The organism is Micrococcus antarcticus, from assembly GCF_044872765.1.
GTDB lineage: Bacteria > Actinomycetota > Actinomycetes > Actinomycetales > Micrococcaceae > Micrococcus.
This window is the reverse complement of sequence record NZ_CP085253.1, coordinates 2,215,274-2,235,632: the sequence shown is the minus strand read 5'-3', so window position 1 is coordinate 2,235,632 and position 20,359 is coordinate 2,215,274. Positions and strand designations below refer to the sequence as shown.

The window sequence follows — 20,359 nt, the reverse complement described above, 5'->3', positions numbered from 1 at the left end:
AGTTCGGTGCGGTCTGGTCGGTGGGGCCTGTCAGGTGCGGGCGCGCCGCACGGGTTCAGGCGTGGCCCACGAGGGTCCACAGCACGACGGCGGGGTGGCCGTCCGGATTGGTCCACGAGTGGGGCTCGCGGCCGGGGAAGGTGACGGTGTCCCCCTCCTCCAGCAGGTGCACGGCCTCGGTGGTCCGCAGCTCGAGGCGGCCGGTGACGACGTGCACCGCCTCCACGCGGCAGTCCACGGTGTACAGCTCCGTCTCACCGCGGCCGTGCGGCGCGATCTCCGCGCGTAGGATCTGCAGGTCGCGGTTGCCGCGCGGGGTGATCAGGCGCTCGCGGATGCCCTCACCGCCGAGGCTGATGGCGGGCGCGTCGGCGAGGCGCACGACCGTCACCTCGGGCGCGTCCAGGACGTCGCCCGGGCTCGCGCCGAGCACCTGGCACAGGGTGACGAGCGTGTTGACGGACGGGCTCGTCAGGTCTCGCTCGAGGCGGGAGAGGAAACCTTTGCTGACCCCGGCCGCCTCGGCCAGCTGCGCCACGGTGAGCCGCCGCGCCTCGCGCAGCGCGCGCAGCCGACGACCGATCAAGGCCTGGGCCGGTGCGGTCTCGAGCGGGAGGGCCTTCATCGCGCTCCTTCCTCGCGTCGGGCGACGTCGCGATGTCATCCTGGACGGCATGTTGCCCGATGGACAACATATGTTTACCGTAGACCCTGATCGTGTGATCGGCAACACGCTGGCCGCGCCCCGCTCGCCCACAGCGCCTCCGCATCCCCGGCGCCGTGGATCCCCTCGCCCCAAGGACCACCCGTGACCATCAACCTGACCATCGTCGCCGTCTACCTGGTCGGCATGCTCGCCTTCGGCTGGTGGGGCAAGACCCGCGCAGCCAGCGCGGAGGACTACCTCGTGGCGGGCCGTCGCCTCGGGCCGGCGCTGTTCACCGGCACCATGGCCGCCGCGGTGCTCGGCGGCGCCGCCACCGTGGGCGGCGTCGGCCTGGGGTACCAGTTCGGGCTCTCCGGTGCGTGGCTCGTGGCCGCCATCGGCGTCGGCGTGCTCATCCTGTCGGTGGCGTTCGCCCCGATCCTCGCCCGCCTGAAGATCTACACCGTCTCGCAGATGCTCCGCCTGCGGTACGGCCGCGGCGGGGCCTCCCACGCCTCCTCCTTCGTGATGCTCGCGTACACGCTCATGCTCGCCGCCACCTCCACCGGCGCCTACGCGTCGATCTTCGTGGTGCTCTTCGGCTGGGACCGCTGGCTGTCCGTCCTGGTGGGCGGCGGCATCGTGCTGGCCTACTCCGTGCTCGGCGGCATGTGGTCCATCACCCTGGCGGACATGGCGCAGTTCCTCATCATGACCATCGGCATGTTCGCCCTCATGCTCCCCCTCTCCTTGGCCAACGCCGGCGGCTGGAGCGCCATGCAGGAGCGCCTGGGCGCCGAGTTCTTCAGCTGGGACGGGATCGGCGTGCAGTCGATCGTCACCTACTTCGTGGTCTACACCCTCGGCCTGCTGATCGGCCAGGACGTCTGGCAGCGCGTCTTCACGGCCCGCTCCCCGCGCGTGGCCCAGATCGGCGGCGCCACCGCGGGGCTGTACTGCATCGTGTACGGCGTCGCCGGCGCGCTGATCGGCATGGCCGCCCGCACGGTGACCGCGGACATCGCCACCACGGACGACGTGTTCGCGTGGGTCGCCCAGAACCTGCCGCCCGTCGGCGTCGGTGGCGTGGCCCTGGCGGCCGCCGTCGCGGCCATGATGTCCACCGCATCGGGGGCGATCATCGCGGCCTCGACCGTGATGCGCACCGACATCCTCCCGATCCTCCGCGGCGAGGCCGCCGCCTCCGAGGACGGCGCCACCACCGAGGACGCGGCCACGGAGACCGCGGCGGAGCTCGCCTCGAACCGCGGCTGGGTGCTGCTGCTCGGCGCCGTCGTGCTGGGGCTGGCGATCGTCGTCCCGGACGTGGTGGCGGCCCTGACCATCGCGTACGACATCCTCGTGGGCGGCCTGTTCGTCGCGATCGTCGGCGGCCTCGTATGGAAGCGCGGCACCGGCACGGCGGCCCTGTGGTCCATGGTGGTCGGGACGCTGGGCACCCTCGGCACCATGGGCTGGCTCGAGCTGAACGCGGCCGAGCCCTTCGAGGGCGTCTTCGCGAACGAGCCGATCTACGTCGGCCTGGCCGCCTCCGCCATCGTGTACGTCCTCCTCAGCCTGATGACCCGGCCCACCGACCCCGCGGTCCTCGAGGCCTGGCGGGTGCGCTCCCGCCACGGCGTCGACCCCGCGGTCCGAGCGCAGGTCTGACCGACGCTCCCGGGGCCCGTGATCCTCCGACGCCCACACGATGGCCGAGGCCAGGTGACCGGTGCGGCGGGTGGCGGCGGGTGGCGGCGGGCGACCCTTCCCCCAGGCTCCCCCCGGCCCCTAGTGTGTCCGTACAGCCCGGGACTGGGACTACCCCTCGGGTTCGCCCCGTCTCTCGCCCCACCTGGGGCCTCGCTGGAGACAGAAAGGCAACAGTTTCCATGACCACCAAGAACCGCGCCGTGGCATTCCACGGCATCAAGGACGTGCGCGTCGACGAGCTGGACTTCCCCAAGCTGGAGATGCCTGACGGCTCCGCCGCCCCGCACGGCGTCATCCTCAAGATCGTCGCCACCAACATCTGCGGCAGCGACCTGCACATCTACCGCGGGTCCTTCCCCGCGCCCGAGGGCATGGTGCTGGGTCACGAGATGACCGGCCAGGTGCTGGAGATCGGCAGCGACGTCCAGTTCCTGAAGGAGGGCGACCTCGTCTCCGTGCCGTTCAACGTGGCCTGCGGCCGCTGCCGCAACTGCCGCGCCGGCCGGACCGAGATCTGCGAGACCGCCAACCCGGAGCAGGCGGCCGCCGCCTACGGCTTCAATCTGGGCGGCTTCCAGGGCGGACAGGCCGAGTACCTGTTCGTGCCGTACGCCGACTTCCAGCTGCTGCGCTTCCCGGACCAGGAGCAGGCGATGGAGAAGATCCTGGATCTGACCGTGCTCTCGGACATCCTCCCCACGGCGTTCCACGGCCTCGTGGAGGCCGGCGCCAAGCCCGGCTCCACCGTCTACATCGCCGGTGCCGGCCCCGTGGGCCGGTGCGCCGCGGCTGCCGCTCGGCTGCTGGGCGCCTCGTGCATCATCGTGGGCGACCAGGACGCCTCGCGGCTGGAGCTGGTGCGCAAGCACGGCTGCGAGACCATCGACCTCTCCGTCACGGAGAACCTGCAGGACGCCGTGAACGACATCCTCGGCGAGCCGATGGTGGACTGCGCGGTGGACTGCGTCGGCTCCGAGGCCCACGGCCTGGGCTCCGCGTCCGATGAGATGCAGCCCATCGCCGCTGTGAACCAGGTCCTGGACATCACCCGTCCGGGCGGTGCCACGGGCATCATCGGCATCTACGGGCCGGACCCGATCGCGGAGACGAAGGCTGAGCAGGAGGGCACCTTCCCGGTGGACTTCGGCAAGGCCTGGATCAAGTCGCCCCACATCATCGGCGGCCAGGCGCCCATCATGCGCTACAACCGTCAGCTGATGATGTCGATCCTGTGGGACCGGATGCCGTACCTGACGGAGATGGTCAACCCGCGCGTGATCAGCCTGGACGAGGCACCCCAGGCCTACGCGGAGTTCGACCAGGGCTCCCTGGAGAAGTTCGTCATCGACCCCCACGGCATGATCGCCCGCTGAGCGGTTCGCCTCCGGCGGCACGACGGCGCCCCTCACCTGCCCGCGCAGGTGAGGGGCGCCGTCGTCGTCCGCGGATCAGGCCGCGTGCAGCAGCGTCGCAGTGATCCCGAGGGCCGCCAAGCCCACCACCAGCACGACCATGCCGGCCACCGACGCCAGGGCCGGCCGGGCCCGCTCCCCTGCGATCCCGCGCGCCTGCGCCACGTAGCGCCGGCGCTGGGTGGCCAGCACCGCCGCCCCGCCGACGGCCGCCACCACCGCAGGCCCGAACGCCCACGCGCCGACGGCCGGCCACCACCTCAGGAACGTGAGGCTGAGGACGCCCAGCGCCAGGACCGTGCGGCCCCAGCTCATCACGGTGCGCTCGGGCTGCAGCCCGGGGTCGGGGTGCAGGCGCATCGCCTCAGCCCCGCGGCAGGACGACGGCGAGCATCAGCACCACGACGGCCAGCACGACTCCCCCCGCCAGGACCGGGACGATCAGTGGCAGCGGCAGCGGACGGCCGCGGCGCATCGCCCGCTCCACCCGGAGCCAGCGCGCACCCGCGCCCAGGGCGAGCAGCGCCGCAAGGACGAGCAGCACCGTGCTCAGCGCCACCCGAACCGGCGGCGCGAACAGGGCGCCGGTGAACGCCTCCACCGCGACCCCGCCGGCCAGCAGCGCCAGCGACGTCCGGACCCAGGCCAGGAACGTGCGCTCGTTGGCGAGCGTGAACCGGGGGTCCGGCTCGTCCCCACCCGCCAGGAGGCGGCGCTGCCAGGCCGGCCGGCCGCCGTCGTGCGCGGTGGCCTCGGGGCCTTCGGGAGTCTGCGCTGCGTCCATGCGGCCATGGTAGTGGCGGCGTAGACTGGCCGGTCGAGCGCGCCCGGCCGCCGCGGCCCGCGACGGCGGCGCCCCATCCCCATCCCGCCCGTCCGATGGAGCCCCATGAGTCCCGCCCATGCCGCCACCCCCGCGGCACTGCCCGAACCCACCCGTGAACAGGTCCGCCGCTGGCGCCGCTACCTCGCCGACGAGATCGCCGAGGGCCAGATCTACCGCGACATCGCCGCTCGCAAGGACGGCGTGGAGCGCGACATCCTGCTCGGCCTCGCGGAGGCCGAGCGCCGGCACGAACAGCACTGGCGGGCCCTCCTGGGCGAGCACGCCGAGAACCCGCCGCGCCCCTCCCTGCACCGCATCCTGCTGCGCTGGCTCGCGCGGATCTTCGGCTCCGTGTTCGTGCTGGCCCTGGCCCAGCGCGCCGAGTCGGACACTCCCTACGCGGAGGACCAGGACGCCCCCGAGGGCATGGTGGCGGATGAAGCCATCCACGAGGAGGTCGTGCGCGGCCTCGCCGCCCGGGGTCGTGAGCAGCTGGCCGGCAACTTCCGCGCCGCCGTCTTCGGCATGAACGACGGGCTGGTCTCCAACCTCGCGCTCGTGATGGGCATCGGTGCGACGGGCGTGGCGTCGTCCGTGGTGCTGTTCACCGGTGTGGCCGGCCTGCTGGCGGGCGCCCTGTCCATGGCGGCCGGCGAGTACGTCTCGGTGCGGTCCCAGCGGGAGCTGCTCGAGGCCTCCTCCCCCACCCAGATCACCCTCGAGGCGGCCCAGCACCTGGACCTGGACCACAATGAGCTCAAGCTCGTCTACCTGGCCCGCGGCATGACGCCCGAGGACGCCGAGCACCGCGCGCTCGAGCGCCTCGGCTATCTCACGTGCGACTGCAACCCGCAGTTCTCCGCCCGTCCCGACGGCTCCCAGGGACCGGTGGACCACTCGGGCTCCTTCGCGGAGATCGGCTCGGCGTGGAGCGCGTCCCTGTCCAGCTTCGCGTTCTTCGCCTCCGGCGCGCTCATCCCGATCCTGCCGTACATCTTCGGCATGTCCGGGCTGTGGGCCCTGGGCCTGGCGGCGGCGATGGTGGGCGTGGCCCTGCTCTTCACCGGCGGCGTGGTCGGACTGCTCTCCGGCTCCTCCCCGCTCGCGCGCGGCCTGCGCCAGCTGGCCATCGGCTACGGCGCCGCGGCGGTGACCTACGTGCTGGGCATGCTGGTGGGCGGCGACGTGGGCTGACCTCCGGGCGCTCCGGGGTTCGGCCACGGGTGCAAGGGCCGCCACGGCAGCACCAGGCGCGACAGGCGGAACAGGCGGCGTCCACCTGAGCTGGGCGCAGTACTGCCAGGTAACCTCGGGGGTTACCTGGCAGTACTGCGCCCAGCTCATCGGCGGCAGCGTCCATGTCAGCCCTCCCGCACGCAGGAACGACGCAGGAACAACGCAGGAACAACGCAGGAACACGGGAGCAAGAACGCAGTGGGCCCCGCACCTCCCTCTCGGGAGGCACGGGGCCCGCGTCGTCGGGATCGGCCCGAGATCTGGGGACTCAGAGGCCCTTCATGATCTCACGCATGAGCTCAGCGGTCTCGGAGGGAGTCTTGCCCACCTTCACGCCGGCGGCCTCGAGGGCCTCCTTCTTGGCGGCCGCGGTGCCGGCGGAGCCGGACACGATGGCGCCCGCGTGGCCCATGGTCTTGCCCTCGGGGGCGGTGAAGCCCGCGACGTAGCCGACGACGGGCTTGGTGACGTTGGCCTTGATGTAGTCGGCCGCGCGCTCCTCGGCGTCGCCGCCGATCTCGCCGATCATGACGATGGCCTTGGTCTCCGGGTCCGCCTCGAACGCCTCGAGGGCGTCGATGTGGGTGGTGCCGATGACCGGGTCGCCGCCGATGCCGATGGCGGTGGAGAAGCCGAAGTCACGCAGCTCGTACATCATCTGATAGGTCAGCGTGCCGGACTTGGACACGAGGCCGATGGGGCCGGAGCCGGTGATCGACGCCGGGGTGATGCCCGCGAGGGCCTCGCCCGGGGTGATGACGCCGGGGCAGTTCGGGCCGATGATGCGGGTCTTCGGCTTGCCGTCCGCGCCGGTCTTCGACTGGGACAGGGCGAAGAACTCGGCGGAGTCCTGCACCGGGATGCCCTCGGTGATGACCACGAGCAGCGGGATCTCGGCCTCGATGGCCTCGATCGCGGCGTCCTTGGCGAAGGCCGGCGGCACGAAGGCGACGGACACGTCCGCACCGGTCTTCTCCATGGCCTCCGTGACGGAGCCGAAGACGGGCAGCTCGACGGCGTTGCCGTCCTTGTCCTCATGGGACACGGTGGTGCCGGCCTTGCGGGCGTTCACGCCGCCCACGATGTTCGTGCCGGCCTTGAGCATCAGGCGGGTGTGCTTGGTGCCCTCACCGCCGGTGATGCCCTGCACGATGACCTTGGAGTCCTTGTTCAGGTAGATCGACATAGCTGTTCCTCAGTCTTTCCGAACGGTCAGTTCGCGGAGTGGGCGAGCTCGGCGGCCTTGTCGGCGCCCTCGTCCATGGTGGCGGCCAGGGTGACCAGCGGGTGGTTGGCCTCCTGCAGGATGCGGCGGCCCTCCTCCACGGCGTTGCCGTCCAGGCGCACGACCAGCGGCTTGGTGGCGGAGTCGCCCAGGATCTCGAGGGCCTTGACGATGCCGTTGGCGACGGCGTCGCACGCGGTGATGCCGCCGAAGACGTTCACGAACACGGACTTGACCTGCTCGTCGCCGAGGATGACGTCGAGGCCGTTGGCCATGACCTCGGCGTTGGCGCCGCCGCCGATGTCAAGGAAGTTGGCGGGCTTCACGCCGCCGTGCTTCTCGCCCGCGTAGGCCACCACGTCGAGGGTGGACATCACGAGGCCGGCGCCGTTGCCGATCACGCCGACCTGGCCGTCGAGCTTCACGTAGTTGAGGTCGTTCGCCTTGGCCTTGGCCTCCAGCGGGTCCTCGGTGCGCTCGTCGACGAGGGCCGCGTGGCCCTCCTGGCGGAACTCGGCGTTGTCATCGAGGGAGACCTTGCCGTCGAGGGCGAGGATCTTGCCGTCGCCGGTCTTCACCAGCGGGTTGACCTCGACGAGGGTGGCGTCCTCCTTCTCGAAGACGGTCCACAGCGTCTGCAGGACGTCGGCGACGTCGGCGCGCAGCTCCTCGGGGAAGTTCGCCTCGGCGACGATCTTCTGGGCGGTCTCGGCGTCGATGCCGGTCAGCGCGGAGACGGGCACCTTGGCGAGGGCCTCGGGGCGCTCCTCGGCGAGGGTCTCGATGTCCATGCCGCCCTCCACCGAGCACATGGCCAGGTAGGTGCGGTTCGCGCGGTCCAGCAGCACGGAGAAGTAGTACTCCTCGGCGATGTCGGCGCCCTGCGCGATCATGACCTGGTGCACGGTGTGGCCCTTGATGTCCATCCCCAGGATGGCCTTGGCGTGCTCGTACGCCTCGTCGGCGGTCTTCGCGACCTTGACGCCGCCGGCCTTGCCGCGGCCGCCGACCTTCACCTGCGCCTTGACGACGGTCACGCCGCCGATCTTCTCAGCGGCCGCCTTGGCCTCTTCCGGGGTCTGCGCCACGATGCCGGCGAGCACGGGGACGCCGTGCTTCTCGAACAGATCGCGCGCCTGGTACTCATACAGGTCCACGGTGGATGTCCTTCTGGGTCGAAGACTTCGGTCTGCCGGGGTGCCGCATCACGGCGCCTCGGCGGGAGCGGGCCCCGCGCCGGTCCGCCGCGCGCGGAGGCGCGGAGACGACGTCGTGGAGCTCTCCTCCGTCACTGTAGTCCACACCGCCCGGCGCGCAGAGGGCTCTCAGCCCTCCAGCTTGGTGAGGGGTGCATAGCGCAGCAGCAGGCGCTTCTGGGCCCCCGAGTCCTCGAACGTGACCGTGGCCACGGTCTTGTCCCCGGCTCCGGTGACGGCGTCTACGCGGCCCGCACCGAAGGTGGCGTGGGACACGCGGTCTCCGGGGTTCAGGGCCGCGATCTCCTTCTGCGGCTGCACCCGTGAGGGGGCCTTGCCGCGCACCACCGACGACGGCACGGTCAGGTCCGCGGCCTCCTCGCCGCGGGTGAGGCTCGCGGGGCGCGCGCCGGTGCCGTCATCGCGAGAGGCCCACGAGGGCCGGCCGCCCTCGCCGCCGGAGCCGAACCGCACCGCGTACCGCGAGGTCCCCGCCCCCGTGAGCGAGGTCAGGGAGCCGGCCGGGCGCGTGGTCCCCTCGCGCTCCCACTCGATGAGCCGCTCGGGGATCTCCCCGAGGAACTGGCTGGGCGGGTTGAACTGGTGCTGGCCCCACAGGGAGCGCGCCTCCGCGCGGGAGAGGAACAGCCGTTCACGGGCGCGGGTCAGCCCCACGTAGGCCAGGCGGCGCTCCTCCGCGAGCTCCTTCTCATCCGTCATGGAGCGGGCGTGCGGGAAGACGCCGTGCTCCATGCCCGTGAGGAAGACGACCGGGAACTCCAGGCCCTTGGCCGTGTGCAGCGTCATGAGCGTCACCTGGCCCTGCGCCTCGGCGAGGTCCGCGCCCTCGGCGTCCGACGGCGAGGGCAGCTGGTCCGCGTCCGCCACGAGCGCCACCTGCTCGAGGAAGTCCGAGAGCGTGCCGTCCGGGTGAGCGGTGGAGAAGGCGCGCACCACGGCCACGAGCTCGCCGAGGTTGTCCGCGCGGGACTCGTCCTGCAGGTCCTCCGACTCGCGCAGCGCGGCGAGCATGCCGGACTGTTCGAGGACGGCCTCGAGGACGGTGGCCGGGCTCTCGCCCTCCGTCAGCTGCATGAGGTCGTCCATCATCTGGACGAACCCGCGGATCGCCTTCACGGATCGCGTGGCCATGCCCGGGGCGTTCTCCGCGTCCCGCAGGGCGTCGAAGAACGTGGTGCGCTGGCGCTGCGCCCACGCGGCCACGGCGCCCTCAGCACGGTCGCCGATGCCGCGCTTGGGCTCATTGAGGATGCGGCGCACGTTGACGTCGTCGGCCGGGTTGACCACCACGCGCAGGTACGCGAGGGCGTCCTTGATCTCCTTGCGGTCGTAGAACCGCGTGCCGCCGATCACGCGGTACGGGATGCCGCGGGTGACGAGGCGCTCCTCGAGGGCGCGTGACTGGGCGTTGGTGCGGTAGAACACGGCGACGTCGGCCGGGCGCACCCCGCCCTCGTCCTGGAGGCGGTCGATGGTGGAGGAGATCCACTCGGCCTCCGCGGACTCGTTCTCCGCGGCGTAGCCGGTGATCTTCTCCCCCGCACCCTCGGCCGTCCACAGGTCCTTCTTGCGGCGGTCCGGATTGTTCTGGATGACCGCGTTGGCCGCGTCCAGGATGGTCTGCGTGGAGCGGTAGTTCTGCTCGAGCCGGATGGTGGCCGCGTCCGTGAAGTCCTGCTCGAACTCCACGATGTTGCGGATATCCGCGCCGCGGAAGGCGTAGATCGACTGGTCCGAGTCGCCCACCACGGTGAGCTCGCCGCCGGGGGTGTCCACACCCTCGGGTTCGCCGGCTGGGCCGGTGAGCAGCCGCACGAGACGGTACTGCGCGTGGTTGGTGTCCTGGTACTCGTCCACGAGCACGTGGCGGAAGCGGCGGCGGTAGCTGTCCAGCACGCGCGGGAACGCCTCGAACATGTGGACGGTCATGCCGATCAGGTCGTCGAAGTCCAGGGCGTTGGCCTGGCGCAGCCGCGCCGTGTAGTCGCGGTACACCGCGGCCACCGCCTGGGCCCACGGATCCGTCTCGGACACGGTGCCCGCATAGTCGTCCGCCTCGATGAGCTCGTTCTTGAGGGAGCTGATGCGGTTGAGCAGGGCCTTGGGCGCGAAGCGCTTGGGGTCCAGCTCGTGCAGCTTGGCGATCGTGGTGACCAGCCGCAGGCTGTCCGCCGCGTCGTAGATGGTGAAGGTGGACTTCAGCCCGATGCTCGCCGCCTCGTTGCGCAGGATGCGCACGGCGGAGGAGTGGAACGTCGAGATCCACATGCGCTGCGCCGTGGGGCCGATGAGCCCGGCGACGCGCTCGCGCATCTCCGCGGCGGCCTTGTTCGTGAAGGTGATGGCCAGGATCTCGTGCGGGCGGGCCCGCCCCGTGGCCAGCAGGTGCGCGATCCGATGGGTCAGCACGCGCGTCTTGCCCGAGCCGGCCCCGGCGACGATCAGCAGCGGCGCCCCGGCATGGGTCACCGCCGCCGCCTGCTGGGGGTTCAGCCCCTCCACGAGGGACTCCGGGGTGTGGGCGGAGGTGCCCGCGCCGTTCCCGACGCCGTCCCCGCCCCACGCTCCCCCCGGCGCCTCCGGGTCCAGCGCGGCACGCGTCACCGCGGCGGGCACGAGCCCGGGCAGGGCGGTCTGCGGATCCGCCGACGGGCGGGTCCGAGAGGAGGGCAGGGGGTCGCGTCCGAGCGCGGAGAACAGGTCAGCCATGGCCCGTCCAGTCTAGGCGCGGCCCCGGACACGACAGCGGGGGGCCGTCTGCGATGATGTCCCCTGGAGGTCCCATGTCGAAGAAGTCCCGCACGCCCCGACCGTCGTCGTCCACGGCGATGACTCCCGCTCCGACCGCCGCCAGCCGCTCGGACGGCGACCCGACCATGCTCGTGATCGCGCTGATCGGCACCACGCTGTTCGTCGGCGCCTACTACCACCTGCTGGTCCTGCAGCAGATGACGCAGCTCACCGGCGGGCTGGCCGTGCCGGACTCGATGCTCGTCTACGGTCAGGACCACGTGCGGGCCCTCGCCGGCGTGATGGACGAGGCGGCGCGCGGCCAGCTCAACTGGGTGCACAAGACGGCCGGGGTCATCTTCCCGATCGCCGTCGCCCTGACGCTCACCGCGGTGGCGGCCTGGCGCCTGCGTCCCGCGGCGGCGAAGTGGGGCGCGTTCGGACTCGGCGTGCTGTTCGCCGTGGTGGACATCGCCGAGAACATCGCCATCGAGCAGGCGATCGCCGCGGGCGGCCCCGGCGCCGGCCTCGCGTCCGCGCTCACCCTTGCCCGCTGGGTGCTGCTCGCCCTGATCGCGCTCGCGGTGGTCGTGATGCTGGTGCGCGGCGGGAAGGGCCGGCAGGCCGCGACGTCGGTGCCCGCCTCGGCCTGACGCGCTCGGCTAGACTGACCGACCGGACCCGGCCACGGGTCCCCGCCCCAGTAGCTCAGTTGGATAGAGCGACCCTCTCCTAAAGGGTAGGCCGTCGGTTCGATTCCGGCCTGGGGCACCACCGCCGTCGCGGCGCCTGCGTGCCTCAGCCTGCGTCGGCGAACTGGGTCGTGTAGAGCTCGGCGTATCGGCCGCCCCGCTCGAGCAGCGCCGCGTGCGTGCCGCGCTCCACGATCCGCCCGGCCTCCACCACGAGGATCTCGTCCGCGCTGCGCACCGTGGAGAGCCGGTGGGCGATCACGATCGCCGTGCGGCCCGCGAGCGCCTCCCCGAGCGCGTCCTGGATGGCGCGCTCGTTCGTGGAGTCCAGCGCCGCCGTCGCCTCGTCCAGCACCACGACGCGCGGGGCGGCCAGCAGCAGGCGCGCGATGGTCATGCGCTGGCGCTCGCCGCCGGAGAGGCGGTAGCCGCGCTCGCCGACCACGGTGTCCAGGCCGTCGGGCAGGGCCCGCATCACGTCTCCCAGGCGGGCGCGCTCGATCGCATCCCACAGCTGGGCGTCCGTGGCGTCGGGGCGGGCCAGGGCGAGATTGCCGCGCACCGTGTCATGGAACAGGTGTCCGTCCTGCGTGACCATGCCGACCGCCTGCTGCAGATCCGCGAAGGTCATGTCCCGCACGTCCACGCCGCCCAGCTCGACCGCGCCGGAGCTCACGTCCTGCAGGCGGGTCACGAGGGAGGCGATCGTCGACTTGCCGGCCCCGGAGGAGCCGACGAGGGCCACGGTGCGCCCGGCCGGCACCTCGACGTCGATCCCGTGGAGCACCTCCTCGCCGCCGCGCGTGTCCAGCACGGCCACCTCCTCGAGCGAGGCCAGGGACACCTCCTGCGCGGTGGGGTAGGAGAAGCGCACGTCCCGCAGGCGCACGGAGAGCGGCCCCTCGGGCACGGCCACGGCGCGGCCCGGCTCCGGCTCCCGCATGAGGGGCTCCAGGTCGAGGACCTCGAACACGCGCTCGAAGGAGACGAGCGCGCTCATGATCTCCACGCGCGCATTGGCCAGCGCGGTCAGCGGGGCGTAGAGGCGCGTGAGGAGCAGGGCGAGCGTGACGACGTCGCCGGCGTCGAGGGTGCCCGCGAGGGCCTGGAGCCCGCCCACCCCGTACACGGCCGCGAGAGCGAGCGCGGAGACGAGCGTGAGCAGCGTGGTGAACACGGCCTGGCGCACGGAGATGTCCACGCCGGTGGCGCGCACGCGGTCCGCGCGCCGGGCGAACTCCGCCGACTCCGTGGCCGGGTCGCCGAAGAGCTTGATGAGGGTGGCGCCCGGCGCGGAGAAGCGCTCGGTCATCTGGTCGCCCATCGCGGCGTTGTGCCCGGCGCGCTCGCGTGAGAGCCCGGCCAGGCGCCGGCCCACCCACCGGGCGGGGAACAGGAAGACCGGAAGGAGCACGAGCGAGAGCACGGTGATCTGCCAGCTCGTCGCGATCATCACGGCCAGGGTGAGCGCCACGGAGACCACGTTGGCCACGACGCCGGAGAGGGTGCGGGAGATGGCCGACTGGGCCCCGACGACGTCGTTGTTCAGGCGCGAGACCAGGGCGCCCGTGCGCGTGCGCTGGAAGAAGGCGACGGGCATGCGCTGCACGTGGTCGAAGACCTGCGTGCGCAGGTCGAAGATGACCCGTTCGCCGAGGCCCGCGGAGAGCCACTTGGTGAACACGCCGAGGACGGCGTCGGCGATGGCGACCGCGGCGATGAGCAGCGCGAGCCGCACGATCAGGTCGCCGTCCCGGCCGCCGGTGATCGCGTTGACGACGTCGCCCGCGAGGACCGGCGAGGCGACGCCGAGCACGGCCCCCAGGATCGAGGCGAGGACGAACACGACCAGCCGGGCGCGGTACCGTCCGGCGAACGCGACCGCGCGCCGCACGGTGCCCTTCTTGAGGGACTGGGACGCCTCCGGGCCGCTGCGCGTCATGCGCATCATGGACGCCCGTGCCGCCGACTCCATGCTCATGCGCATCACTCCCCTGTCGTCTCGTGACCGAGAGCAGTCTAGGGAGCGCCCCGGGAGCGGCGGGGGGATTCCGCTGGGAGCGTCAGGCCGCCAGGCCCAGGTAGCCCTGCCACGCCTCGGCGGGGCGGTCGAGCTCGCGGATACGCCACTGCGCACCGCGCGGGCGCACCGGGTCCACGCGCAGCCGCCACCCCAGGGACTCGAGCGAGCGGTCCGCCTTGGCGCCGTTGCAGCGCAGGCAGCACGCCACCAGGTTCTCCCACGAGTTCTCCCCGCCGCGCGAACGGGGCCGGACGTGGTCCACCGTGGTGGCGTGGGCCCCGCAGTAGGCGCAGCGGTGGCCGTCCCGGCGCAGCACGCCCTTGCGGGAGACGGGTGCCGCCTCCCCGTGGGGGACGCGGATGTACTGGTGCAGGAGGATCACCAGGGGGCGGCCCCACGCGCGCGTCGGGCTCAGCATGGGATCCCCGCCGTCCTCCAGGACGCTGGCCTTGCCCGTGGCCACGAGCAGGAGCGCTCGGCGGTCGGAGACCACCGAGAGGGGTTCGTAGCCGGCGTTGAGGACGAGTGTGCGCATGGCGGGCCTCGGGACGGGGAGCGGACGGTCCCACGCTACGGGCCTCCGGTCCCTGCGCGCGGCGTGTCGCACGCGGGTGCGCAAAGTCTTCACCGATCGGTCACCTGCGCCTCACGCGCCGGTCACTCGCCGGGCAGGGCCTCCACCCACACGTGCGCGGCGGTGTCCCCGTGCAGCTCCAGCGCGTCGCCGGCGGCGGCGTCGCCGTCCGCCTCCGCCTCGATCCGGACGTATCCGGCCTCGAGCGCGGGCTGCGCCCGGAGGACGCCGCCGGGCACGACGCCCGCGGCGGCGAGGTCCGCCAGGAGCTCCGGGTCGGCCTGGATCCCCTCGGCGAGGCTGAGGACGCGGAACCGGCCGGGGGTGGCGGCCGCCGTCGCCAGCCTCTCCCCGGCGAGGCCCATGTCCCGGCTCCAGTCCTCGGCGGAGCGCTGCTCGGGGCGCGGCGGGATCGGGGTGCCGTACGGGGTGACGCTCGGGTTCTCCAGGATCTCGAGCAGGCGGCGCTCCACCTGGTCGCTCATGACGTGCTCCCAGCGGCAGGCCTCGTCGTGCACGAGCGCCCAGTCCAGGCCGATGACGTCCGAGAGCAGGCGCTCGGCCAGGCGGTGCTTGCGCAGCACGGCAACGGCACGCTCGCGCCCGTCCACGGTGAGGTCCAGGCGGCGGTCGGCGCCGACGTGCACGAGGCCGTCGCGCTCCATGCGGGCCACCGTCTGGGAGACCGTGGGGCCGGAGTGGTCCAGCCGCTCCACGATGCGCGCACGCAGGGGCGTGATGCCCTCCTCCTCGAGCTCGAGGATGGTGCGCAGGTACATCTCCGTGGTGTCGATCAAATCGGTCATCGCGCCGTCCTCTTCCCGTGGTCTTCCTCTCGCGCCATCCTAGCCACGGGACCGGGGTCACGTTCACGGGGCGCGAGCGCCGCTGGGCCACAATGAGGACGACCCCGTCCCCTGCCCAGGAGCGCACCATGAACCCGACCTCCCCCGCCGAGATCGTCATCCCCACGGACATGCTGCCGGCGGACGGCCGGTTCGGCGCTGGACCGTCCAAGGTCCGCCCCGAGCAGCTGCAGGCCGTGGCCGACGCCGCCGGGCTCATGGGGACCTCCCATCGCCAGAAGCCCGTGAAGGACCTCGTGGGCCGCGTGCGCGCCGGCGTCGCCGAGCTCTTCTCCGCCCCCGCGGGCTACGAGGTGGTCCTCGGGGTCGGCGGGTCCACCGCGTTCTGGGACGCCGCCTCCTTCGGACTGGTCCACGAGCGTGCGCAGCACCTGAGCTTCGGCGAGTTCGGCTCCAAGTTCGCCCGCGCCACGGACGCCGCCCCGTTCCTCGGCGCCTCGGACATCCGCATCGCGGAGCCGGGCACGCGCCCGGAGCCGGAGGCCGTGGCCGGCGTCGACGTGTACGCGTGGCCCCACAACGAGACGTCCACGGGCGTCATGGCGCCCGTGGAGCGCCCCGCGGGGATCGACGACGACGCGCTCGTGCTGATCGACGCCACCTCCGCGGCCGGCGGCCTGCCCGTGGACGTGGCGCAGGCGGACGTCTACTACTTCGCCCCGCAGAAGAACTTCGCCTCCGACGGCGGCCTGTGGCTCGCGCTGTTCTCCCCCGCTGCGCTCGAGCGGGTGCAGGAGGTCTCGGCCTCGGGCCGGTGGATCCCGGAGTTCCTGGACCTGGCCACCGCCGTGGACAACTCGCTCAAGGACCAGACGTACAACACGCCGGCCCTGGCCACCCTGGTGATGATGGACGCGCAGCTGCAGTGGATGAACGGCAACGGCGGCCTGGACTTCACCACCGCGCGCACCGCCGAGTCCTCGCGCCGGGTGTACGAGTGGGCCGAGCGGCACGCGGTGGCCACCCCGTTCGTGACGCGCCCCGAGGACCGCTCCGCCGTCATCTGCACCGTCGACTTCGACGAGGCGGTGGACGCCGCCGCCGTGGCGAAGGTGCTGCGCGCCAACGGCGTCGTGGACGTGGAGCCCTACCGCAAGCTCGGGCGCAACCAGCTGCGCATCGCCACGTTCGCGGCCATCGAGCCGGACGACGTCACGGCGCTGCTGGCCTGCATCGACCACGTGGTCGAGCGCCTGGGCTGAGCAGGGCTCAGGCCTCGCCGGGGACGCGGCCCTCGGCGACGGCCGCCAGACGCTCGCGCTCGTCCTCGTTCACGCGCTCGGCGTAGGGCACCCACGGCGGGGCCACGAGGGCCCCGTCATGCGCCTGGATCCCCAGCTCGCACACGGTCACGTGCTTCGAGCGCGGGGCCCGGGCGAGGGTGCAGTACCAGGCCCACCCCGCGTAGCCGGGCAGGTGCGCGGCGAAGCGATGGGTGACGAGCCGGTCGTCGTCCGCCGTGGCGTCCAGGTGCTCGCCCACCTGGCCCTCCTCCGCATCCTCGGCCAGCGCGGCGCGCGCGGTCTCCACGGCCTCCGCCAGCAGCTCGTCCCGCTTGGGGGCCCGACGCCGGACGGGAGGCGCCGGCACGGCGGCCGCCTCGGTCTCGGGGCTCTGTCCGCTCGCGGACGGCGTCACGGGCTGCTCCGTCTCGTGCTTCACGGCGCTCATGCCTCGAGGTCGTCCGCGACGCGGCGCAGGACCTGCGCGATCTTGCCGGCCTGGGCGGGCTGCGGGTAGCGCCCGCGGCGCAGGCCGTTGGAGGTCTGGTCCAGCACCCGGATGAGGTCCTCCAGGAGGACCGCCATCTCATCGGGCCTGGGGCGGTGGTTGCGGACCACGGAGGGGGCGGAGTCGAGCACGCGCAGGGAGAGCGCCTGCTTTCCGCGCCGCCCCTCGGCCACGCCGAACTCGACGCGAGCCCCGGAGTGGAGCTCCGTCACGCCCGCGGGCAGGGCCGACGAGGGCACGTGGACCTCCTCGCCCTCGTCGGTGTGGGCGAATCCGAACCCCTTGGCGGAGTCGTAGAACTTGATGCGACCGGTGGGCATCTCTGGTACCTGCTTCTTCGTCGTCGGGTCGCCCACCGGCCTCTCCGGCGGGCGCCGCCGCCGTCTCCGACGGGCGCTCGGCCGGGTCTCGCCCGAGGGATCGGCGGGGTCCTGGACTGCACCGGCGCGGTGAGGCCGCGGCATCGGTGGGACCGCCTCAGACCGTGAGCCCTCGAGGGACGGCGATGGACGTGCTGCACTGATCCTCCAGGATAGCCGGACTACAGTGGCGGCCATGCCTGCCACCGTCCCCTCCGCCGCGCGCCGACCCGCCACCGACCTCGCGGAAGGCCGCGCGCCCAGCCCGTGGCTGCGCGCGGTGCTCGTGGCGGGCGTGGCCGTCACGGCGGTCTCCGCCCTCGCGCTGGCGGCCCTCCTGGTGGCCTACTTCCTCTCGGCCCCGGCCCTGCCCCTCCTGTACCGCCTGGCCCTCTACGGGCTTCCCGCGGGGTTCGGCCTGCTGGTGCTGCACCTGGTCCTCTCGGCCGTGCGGCGCGCCCGCTCCTGAGCGGCCCGGCACGTCAGCGAACGCCCAGCGGACTCCCAGGTGGAGTGGCCAGACTGGACTCATGCAGTCTCAGAACCCTGAAGCCCGCCTCCTCGTGGTGGACGACGAGCCCAACATCCGCGAGCTCCTCTCCACGTCCCTGCGCTTCGCGGGCTTCGAGGTGCGCGCCGCCGCCAACGGCCACGACGCCCTCGAGGCGGCGGAGGAGTTCCAGCCGGACCTGGCGGTGCTGGACGTGATGCTCCCGGACATGGACGGATTCACCGTGACCCGCCGGCTGCGCGCCGCGGGCCGCCACTTCCCCGTGGTGTTCCTCACCGCCCGGGACGGCACCGAGGACAAGGTCACCGGCCTCACCGTGGGCGGGGACGACTACGTCACCAAGCCCTTCTCGCTGGACGAGGTGGTGGCCCGCATCCGCGCGGTGCTGCGGCGCACCGCGTCCCTGGACGACGACGGCGCCGTGCTGCGCGTGGACGACCTCGAACTGGACGACGACGCGCACGAGGTGCGTCGCGGCGGCGAGGTGGTGGACCTCTCCCCCACCGAGTTCAAGCTCCTGCGCTACCTGATGATGAACCCGAACCGCGTCCTCTCCAAGGCCCAGATCCTGGACCACGTGTGGGAGTACGACTTCAACGGGGACGCCTCCATCGTGGAGTCCTACATCTCCTACCTGCGTCGCAAGATCGACGTGGGCGGGCGGGACCGCATGATCCACACCAAGCGCGGGGTGGGCTACATGCTGCGCACGGCCGACAAGCGCTGAGGTGGCGGAGCGCCTCCGCGTCGCGTCGTCCCGGCTGCGGCACCCCCGCACGTGGGCTCGGGGCGCGTGGTCGGCCCAGTCCCTGCGCACCAAGCTCGTCGTGATGATCACGGCGCTCATGCTCACCCTCGTGGCGGTCACCGCCCTCGTCACCTCCGCCCTGTTCCGGCAGGAGCTCGTGCGGCAGCTGGACGAGGACATGGTCACCAACCGGGACGCGGTGTCCGTGTACCTGACCACCGTGGTCCAGACCGGCGGGTACTACACGCCCCAGCACGGGATCCTGCGCTTCTACGGCGCCCTGTGGGACACCACGGGCGCGCCGGTCGTCAGCACCCCCGTGATCATGGACGCGGACGCCCCGCGCCTCGAGGGGCTCTCCCTGGATCGCGTGCGCGAGATCGGCTCCGAGTCCTTCGAGGTGCCCGGCACGCAGGCGGACTCGAACGGCTGGCGGGTCCAGCTGTACCCCCTGCGCAGCGGCGAGGGCTCCATCGCCATCGCCCTGCCCCTGCACACCGTCTCCTCCTCCGTGGAGCGGGTCACCGCGCTCGTGGTGACCATCGGGCTGCTGGCGACGGCGGGCGCCGTCGTGGTGGCCAACCTGGCGGTGGAGCGCGCCTTCCGGACGCTGAACCGCGTGGAGCGCACGGCCGCGAAGATCGCGGCGGGCGATCTGAGCCAGCGCGTCGAGACCGCGCCCCCGGACACCGAGGTGGGGCGACTGTCCCGCTCGCTCAACGCGATGCTCGCTCACATCGAGTCCGCCTTCCGGGACAAGGAGGTCTCCGAGGGCAAGATGCGCCGGTTCGTGCAGGACGCGTCCCATGAGCTGCGCACCCCGCTCGTGACCATCCGCGGCTTCTCCGAGCTCTACCGCCACGGCGGCATCACGAAGGAGGAGGACGTGGCCGCGGCGATGGGCCGGATCGAGTCCGAGGCGGCCCGCATGACGCGCCTCGTGGAGGACCTGCTGACCCTCGCCCGCCTGGACGAGCAGCGGCCCCTCGAGCACGCGCCGGTGGACCTGCTCGTGCTGGGCGTGGACTCCATGATGGACGCCTCGGTCAACGCCCCGGACCGCACGGTGCGGCTCGTCGGGCTGGACGGCGGACGGGCCTCCTCGGCCCCCCTCATGGGCGACGAGAACCGCATCCGCCAGGTGGTGGTCAACCTCATGACGAACGCGCTGCGGTACACCCCGGCCGGCACCCCGATCGAGATCGCGGTGGGCACCGTGGAGATCCCCTCCGGCGGCTCCGGCGGCCCCGGCGGGGGACCGGACCGGGACTCGGTGATCGAGATCCGCGACCACGGCCAGGGCGTCTCCGAGGAGGACCGCGCACGGATCTTCGAGCGGTTCTACCGCGCGGACTCCTCGCGCCACCGCGAGACCGGCGGCACAGGGCTGGGCCTGGCGATCGTCGCCGCGATCGCCGCCCAGCACGGCGGCTCCGTCCGGCTCCTGGAGACCGAGGGCGGCGGCGCCACGTTCTCCGTGCACCTGCCGTGGACCCCCTTCGAGGACGACGACCTCGAGGATGACGGCGAATCCGGGCACGAGGACGACGTCGACGCCGGCCTCGAGGAGGACGGCCCGGAGGGCGGGCGTCCGACGGCGGATCCCGCCGGACGCGCCTCCTCCTCTGCGGCCCCCTCGGGGGCGGGCGCCTCGTCCGCGGTCCAGCGCCGTCGGCTGACGCGGGTCGCCGGACGACTGCGCCGCGCTGCGGCCAGCCGTCGCGACCGCGGCCCGCGCGACGGCGGCTGAGTCCCGCGGCCCGGCCGCGGCTCCTGCACAGGGCTCACCGCTCCCCCGGCCGGTCCCCAGACCGCGGGGACCGACGGCGGGCCGGCAGCGGCCGTCCCTA

The 20,359-nt window shown here is 72.7% G+C and carries 19 protein-coding genes and 1 tRNA gene; 9 read left to right on the top strand and 11 right to left on the bottom strand.

The genetic code is table 11. The features are described 5' to 3' along the window. Positions 1-55 precede the first annotated feature (55 nt). A complete protein-coding gene (locus tag LG274_RS10450) occupies positions 56-625 on the bottom strand; it encodes a helix-turn-helix domain-containing protein (RefSeq protein ID WP_298713935.1) in 570 nt (189 codons plus the stop codon). A 183-nt stretch (positions 626-808) separates the two neighbouring features. On the opposite strand from LG274_RS10450, the gene LG274_RS10445 reads away from it, so the two are divergent. Then, positions 809-2,317, top strand: a complete 1,509-nt coding sequence (locus LG274_RS10445) for a sodium:solute symporter (protein ID WP_404464344.1) — start codon at positions 809-811, stop codon at positions 2,315-2,317. A 221-nt stretch (positions 2,318-2,538) separates the two neighbouring features. Further along, positions 2,539-3,732, top strand: coding sequence for an alcohol dehydrogenase catalytic domain-containing protein (locus tag LG274_RS10440; RefSeq protein ID WP_298713931.1), 1,194 nt, complete (start codon positions 2,539-2,541; stop codon positions 3,730-3,732). A gap of 75 nt (positions 3,733-3,807) precedes the next feature. Here the strand turns inward: LG274_RS10440 and LG274_RS10435 are convergent, their stop codons facing one another. Then, positions 3,808-4,131 (bottom strand): DUF202 domain-containing protein, encoded by a 324-nt coding sequence (locus tag LG274_RS10435; RefSeq protein ID WP_404464342.1) that lies wholly within the window; start codon positions 4,129-4,131, stop codon positions 3,808-3,810. Between the two features lie 4 nt (positions 4,132-4,135). Further along, complete coding sequence (locus tag LG274_RS10430) at positions 4,136-4,555, bottom strand: YidH family protein (RefSeq protein WP_248115366.1); 420 nt, start codon at positions 4,553-4,555, stop codon at positions 4,136-4,138. Between the two features lie 105 nt (positions 4,556-4,660). Here LG274_RS10430 and LG274_RS10425 point away from each other — a divergent pair, with 105 nt between their 5' ends. Then, a complete protein-coding gene (locus LG274_RS10425; RefSeq protein ID WP_404464340.1) occupies positions 4,661-5,791 on the top strand; it encodes a VIT1/CCC1 transporter family protein in 1,131 nt (376 codons plus the stop codon). A gap of 310 nt (positions 5,792-6,101) precedes the next feature. Here the strand turns inward: LG274_RS10425 and sucD are convergent, their stop codons facing one another. The 3 genes from sucD to pcrA all read right to left on the bottom strand — a co-directional run bounded on the left by sucD (position 6,102) and on the right by pcrA (position 10,984). Continuing rightward, on the bottom strand, positions 6,102-7,019 hold the full coding sequence (gene sucD / locus LG274_RS10420) for a succinate--CoA ligase subunit alpha (protein WP_404464338.1): 918 nt from the start codon (positions 7,017-7,019) through the stop codon (positions 6,102-6,104). Between the two features lie 26 nt (positions 7,020-7,045). Continuing rightward, complete coding sequence (sucC, locus tag LG274_RS10415; RefSeq protein ID WP_248115363.1) at positions 7,046-8,215, bottom strand: ADP-forming succinate--CoA ligase subunit beta; 1,170 nt, start codon at positions 8,213-8,215, stop codon at positions 7,046-7,048. 168 nt (positions 8,216-8,383) lie between these two features. Then, complete coding sequence (gene pcrA / locus LG274_RS10410) at positions 8,384-10,984, bottom strand: DNA helicase PcrA (RefSeq protein ID WP_404464336.1); 2,601 nt, start codon at positions 10,982-10,984, stop codon at positions 8,384-8,386. 74 nt (positions 10,985-11,058) lie between these two features. Here pcrA and LG274_RS10405 point away from each other — a divergent pair, with 74 nt between their 5' ends. Further along, entirely contained in the window at positions 11,059-11,658 is a 600-nt protein-coding gene (locus LG274_RS10405; RefSeq protein ID WP_298713917.1) for a hypothetical protein, read from the top strand. Between the two features lie 44 nt (positions 11,659-11,702). Further along, positions 11,703-11,779, top strand: a tRNA-Arg gene (locus tag LG274_RS10400). A gap of 24 nt (positions 11,780-11,803) precedes the next feature. Here the strand turns inward: LG274_RS10400 and LG274_RS10395 are convergent. The 3 genes from LG274_RS10395 to LG274_RS10385 form a co-directional block, all read right to left on the bottom strand. Then, positions 11,804-13,678 (bottom strand): ABC transporter ATP-binding protein, encoded by a 1,875-nt coding sequence (locus tag LG274_RS10395; protein WP_298713914.1) that lies wholly within the window; start codon positions 13,676-13,678, stop codon positions 11,804-11,806. Positions 13,679-13,760: 82 nt separating this feature from the next. Further along, positions 13,761-14,255, bottom strand: a complete 495-nt coding sequence (locus tag LG274_RS10390; protein WP_248115357.1) for an HNH endonuclease — start codon at positions 14,253-14,255, stop codon at positions 13,761-13,763. A gap of 122 nt (positions 14,256-14,377) precedes the next feature. Further along, a complete protein-coding gene (locus tag LG274_RS10385) occupies positions 14,378-15,100 on the bottom strand; it encodes a metal-dependent transcriptional regulator (protein WP_404464333.1) in 723 nt (240 codons plus the stop codon). Positions 15,101-15,228: 128 nt separating this feature from the next. On the opposite strand from LG274_RS10385, the gene serC reads away from it, so the two are divergent. Further along, a complete protein-coding gene (gene serC / locus LG274_RS10380) occupies positions 15,229-16,362 on the top strand; it encodes a phosphoserine transaminase (protein ID WP_248115355.1) in 1,134 nt (377 codons plus the stop codon). Between the two features lie 7 nt (positions 16,363-16,369). Here serC and LG274_RS10375 read toward each other — a convergent pair whose 3' ends face one another. Beyond that, positions 16,370-16,831 (bottom strand): DUF3027 domain-containing protein, encoded by a 462-nt coding sequence (locus tag LG274_RS10375; RefSeq protein WP_298713911.1) that lies wholly within the window; start codon positions 16,829-16,831, stop codon positions 16,370-16,372. Then, positions 16,828-17,211: a cold-shock protein gene (locus tag LG274_RS10370; protein ID WP_298713906.1), complete on the bottom strand. Its 384-nt coding sequence runs from the start codon at positions 17,209-17,211 to the stop codon at positions 16,828-16,830. Before LG274_RS10370 ends, LG274_RS10375 begins: the two co-directional genes overlap by 4 nt. Positions 17,212-17,446: 235 nt before the next feature. Here LG274_RS10370 and LG274_RS10365 point away from each other — a divergent pair, with 235 nt between their 5' ends. The 3 genes from LG274_RS10365 (at position 17,447) to LG274_RS10355 (ending at position 20,259) form a co-directional block, all read left to right on the top strand. Next, positions 17,447-17,719, top strand: coding sequence for a hypothetical protein (locus LG274_RS10365; protein WP_248115352.1), 273 nt, complete (start codon positions 17,447-17,449; stop codon positions 17,717-17,719). Positions 17,720-17,780: 61 nt separating this feature from the next. After that, positions 17,781-18,488: a response regulator transcription factor gene (locus LG274_RS10360; RefSeq protein ID WP_298713903.1), complete on the top strand. Its 708-nt coding sequence runs from the start codon at positions 17,781-17,783 to the stop codon at positions 18,486-18,488. A gap of 1 nt (position 18,489) precedes the next feature. Further along, positions 18,490-20,259: a HAMP domain-containing sensor histidine kinase gene (locus LG274_RS10355; RefSeq protein WP_298713902.1), complete on the top strand. Its 1,770-nt coding sequence runs from the start codon at positions 18,490-18,492 to the stop codon at positions 20,257-20,259. Positions 20,260-20,359: the final 100 nt, after the last annotated feature.

What these genes read in the sequence shown, in the direction of transcription:
- LG274_RS10365 (WP_248115352.1), top strand. Translation starts at nt 17,447, where the DNA reads ATGCCTGCCACCGTCCCCTCCGCCGCGCGCCGACCCGCCACCGACCTC.
- LG274_RS10425 (WP_404464340.1), top strand. Translation starts at nt 4,661, where the DNA reads ATGAGTCCCGCCCATGCCGCCACCCCCGCGGCACTGCCCGAACCCACC.
- LG274_RS10430 (WP_248115366.1), bottom strand. Translation starts at nt 4,555, where the DNA reads ATGGACGCAGCGCAGACTCCCGAAGGCCCCGAGGCCACCGCGCACGAC.
- LG274_RS10385 (WP_404464333.1), bottom strand. Translation starts at nt 15,100, where the DNA reads ATGACCGATTTGATCGACACCACGGAGATGTACCTGCGCACCATCCTC.
- LG274_RS10405 (WP_298713917.1), top strand. Translation starts at nt 11,059, where the DNA reads ATGTCGAAGAAGTCCCGCACGCCCCGACCGTCGTCGTCCACGGCGATG.
- LG274_RS10375 (WP_298713911.1), bottom strand. Translation starts at nt 16,831, where the DNA reads ATGAGCGCCGTGAAGCACGAGACGGAGCAGCCCGTGACGCCGTCCGCG.
- LG274_RS10440 (WP_298713931.1), top strand. Translation starts at nt 2,539, where the DNA reads ATGACCACCAAGAACCGCGCCGTGGCATTCCACGGCATCAAGGACGTG.
- pcrA (WP_404464336.1), bottom strand. Translation starts at nt 10,984, where the DNA reads ATGGCTGACCTGTTCTCCGCGCTCGGACGCGACCCCCTGCCCTCCTCT.
- LG274_RS10435 (WP_404464342.1), bottom strand. Translation starts at nt 4,131, where the DNA reads ATGCGCCTGCACCCCGACCCCGGGCTGCAGCCCGAGCGCACCGTGATG.
- LG274_RS10370 (WP_298713906.1), bottom strand. Translation starts at nt 17,211, where the DNA reads ATGCCCACCGGTCGCATCAAGTTCTACGACTCCGCCAAGGGGTTCGGA.
- sucD (WP_404464338.1), bottom strand. Translation starts at nt 7,019, where the DNA reads ATGTCGATCTACCTGAACAAGGACTCCAAGGTCATCGTGCAGGGCATC.
- LG274_RS10450 (WP_298713935.1), bottom strand. Translation starts at nt 625, where the DNA reads ATGAAGGCCCTCCCGCTCGAGACCGCACCGGCCCAGGCCTTGATCGGT.
- serC (WP_248115355.1), top strand. Translation starts at nt 15,229, where the DNA reads ATGAACCCGACCTCCCCCGCCGAGATCGTCATCCCCACGGACATGCTG.
- LG274_RS10390 (WP_248115357.1), bottom strand. Translation starts at nt 14,255, where the DNA reads ATGCGCACACTCGTCCTCAACGCCGGCTACGAACCCCTCTCGGTGGTC.
- LG274_RS10360 (WP_298713903.1), top strand. Translation starts at nt 17,781, where the DNA reads ATGCAGTCTCAGAACCCTGAAGCCCGCCTCCTCGTGGTGGACGACGAG.
- LG274_RS10395 (WP_298713914.1), bottom strand. Translation starts at nt 13,678, where the DNA reads ATGAGCATGGAGTCGGCGGCACGGGCGTCCATGATGCGCATGACGCGC.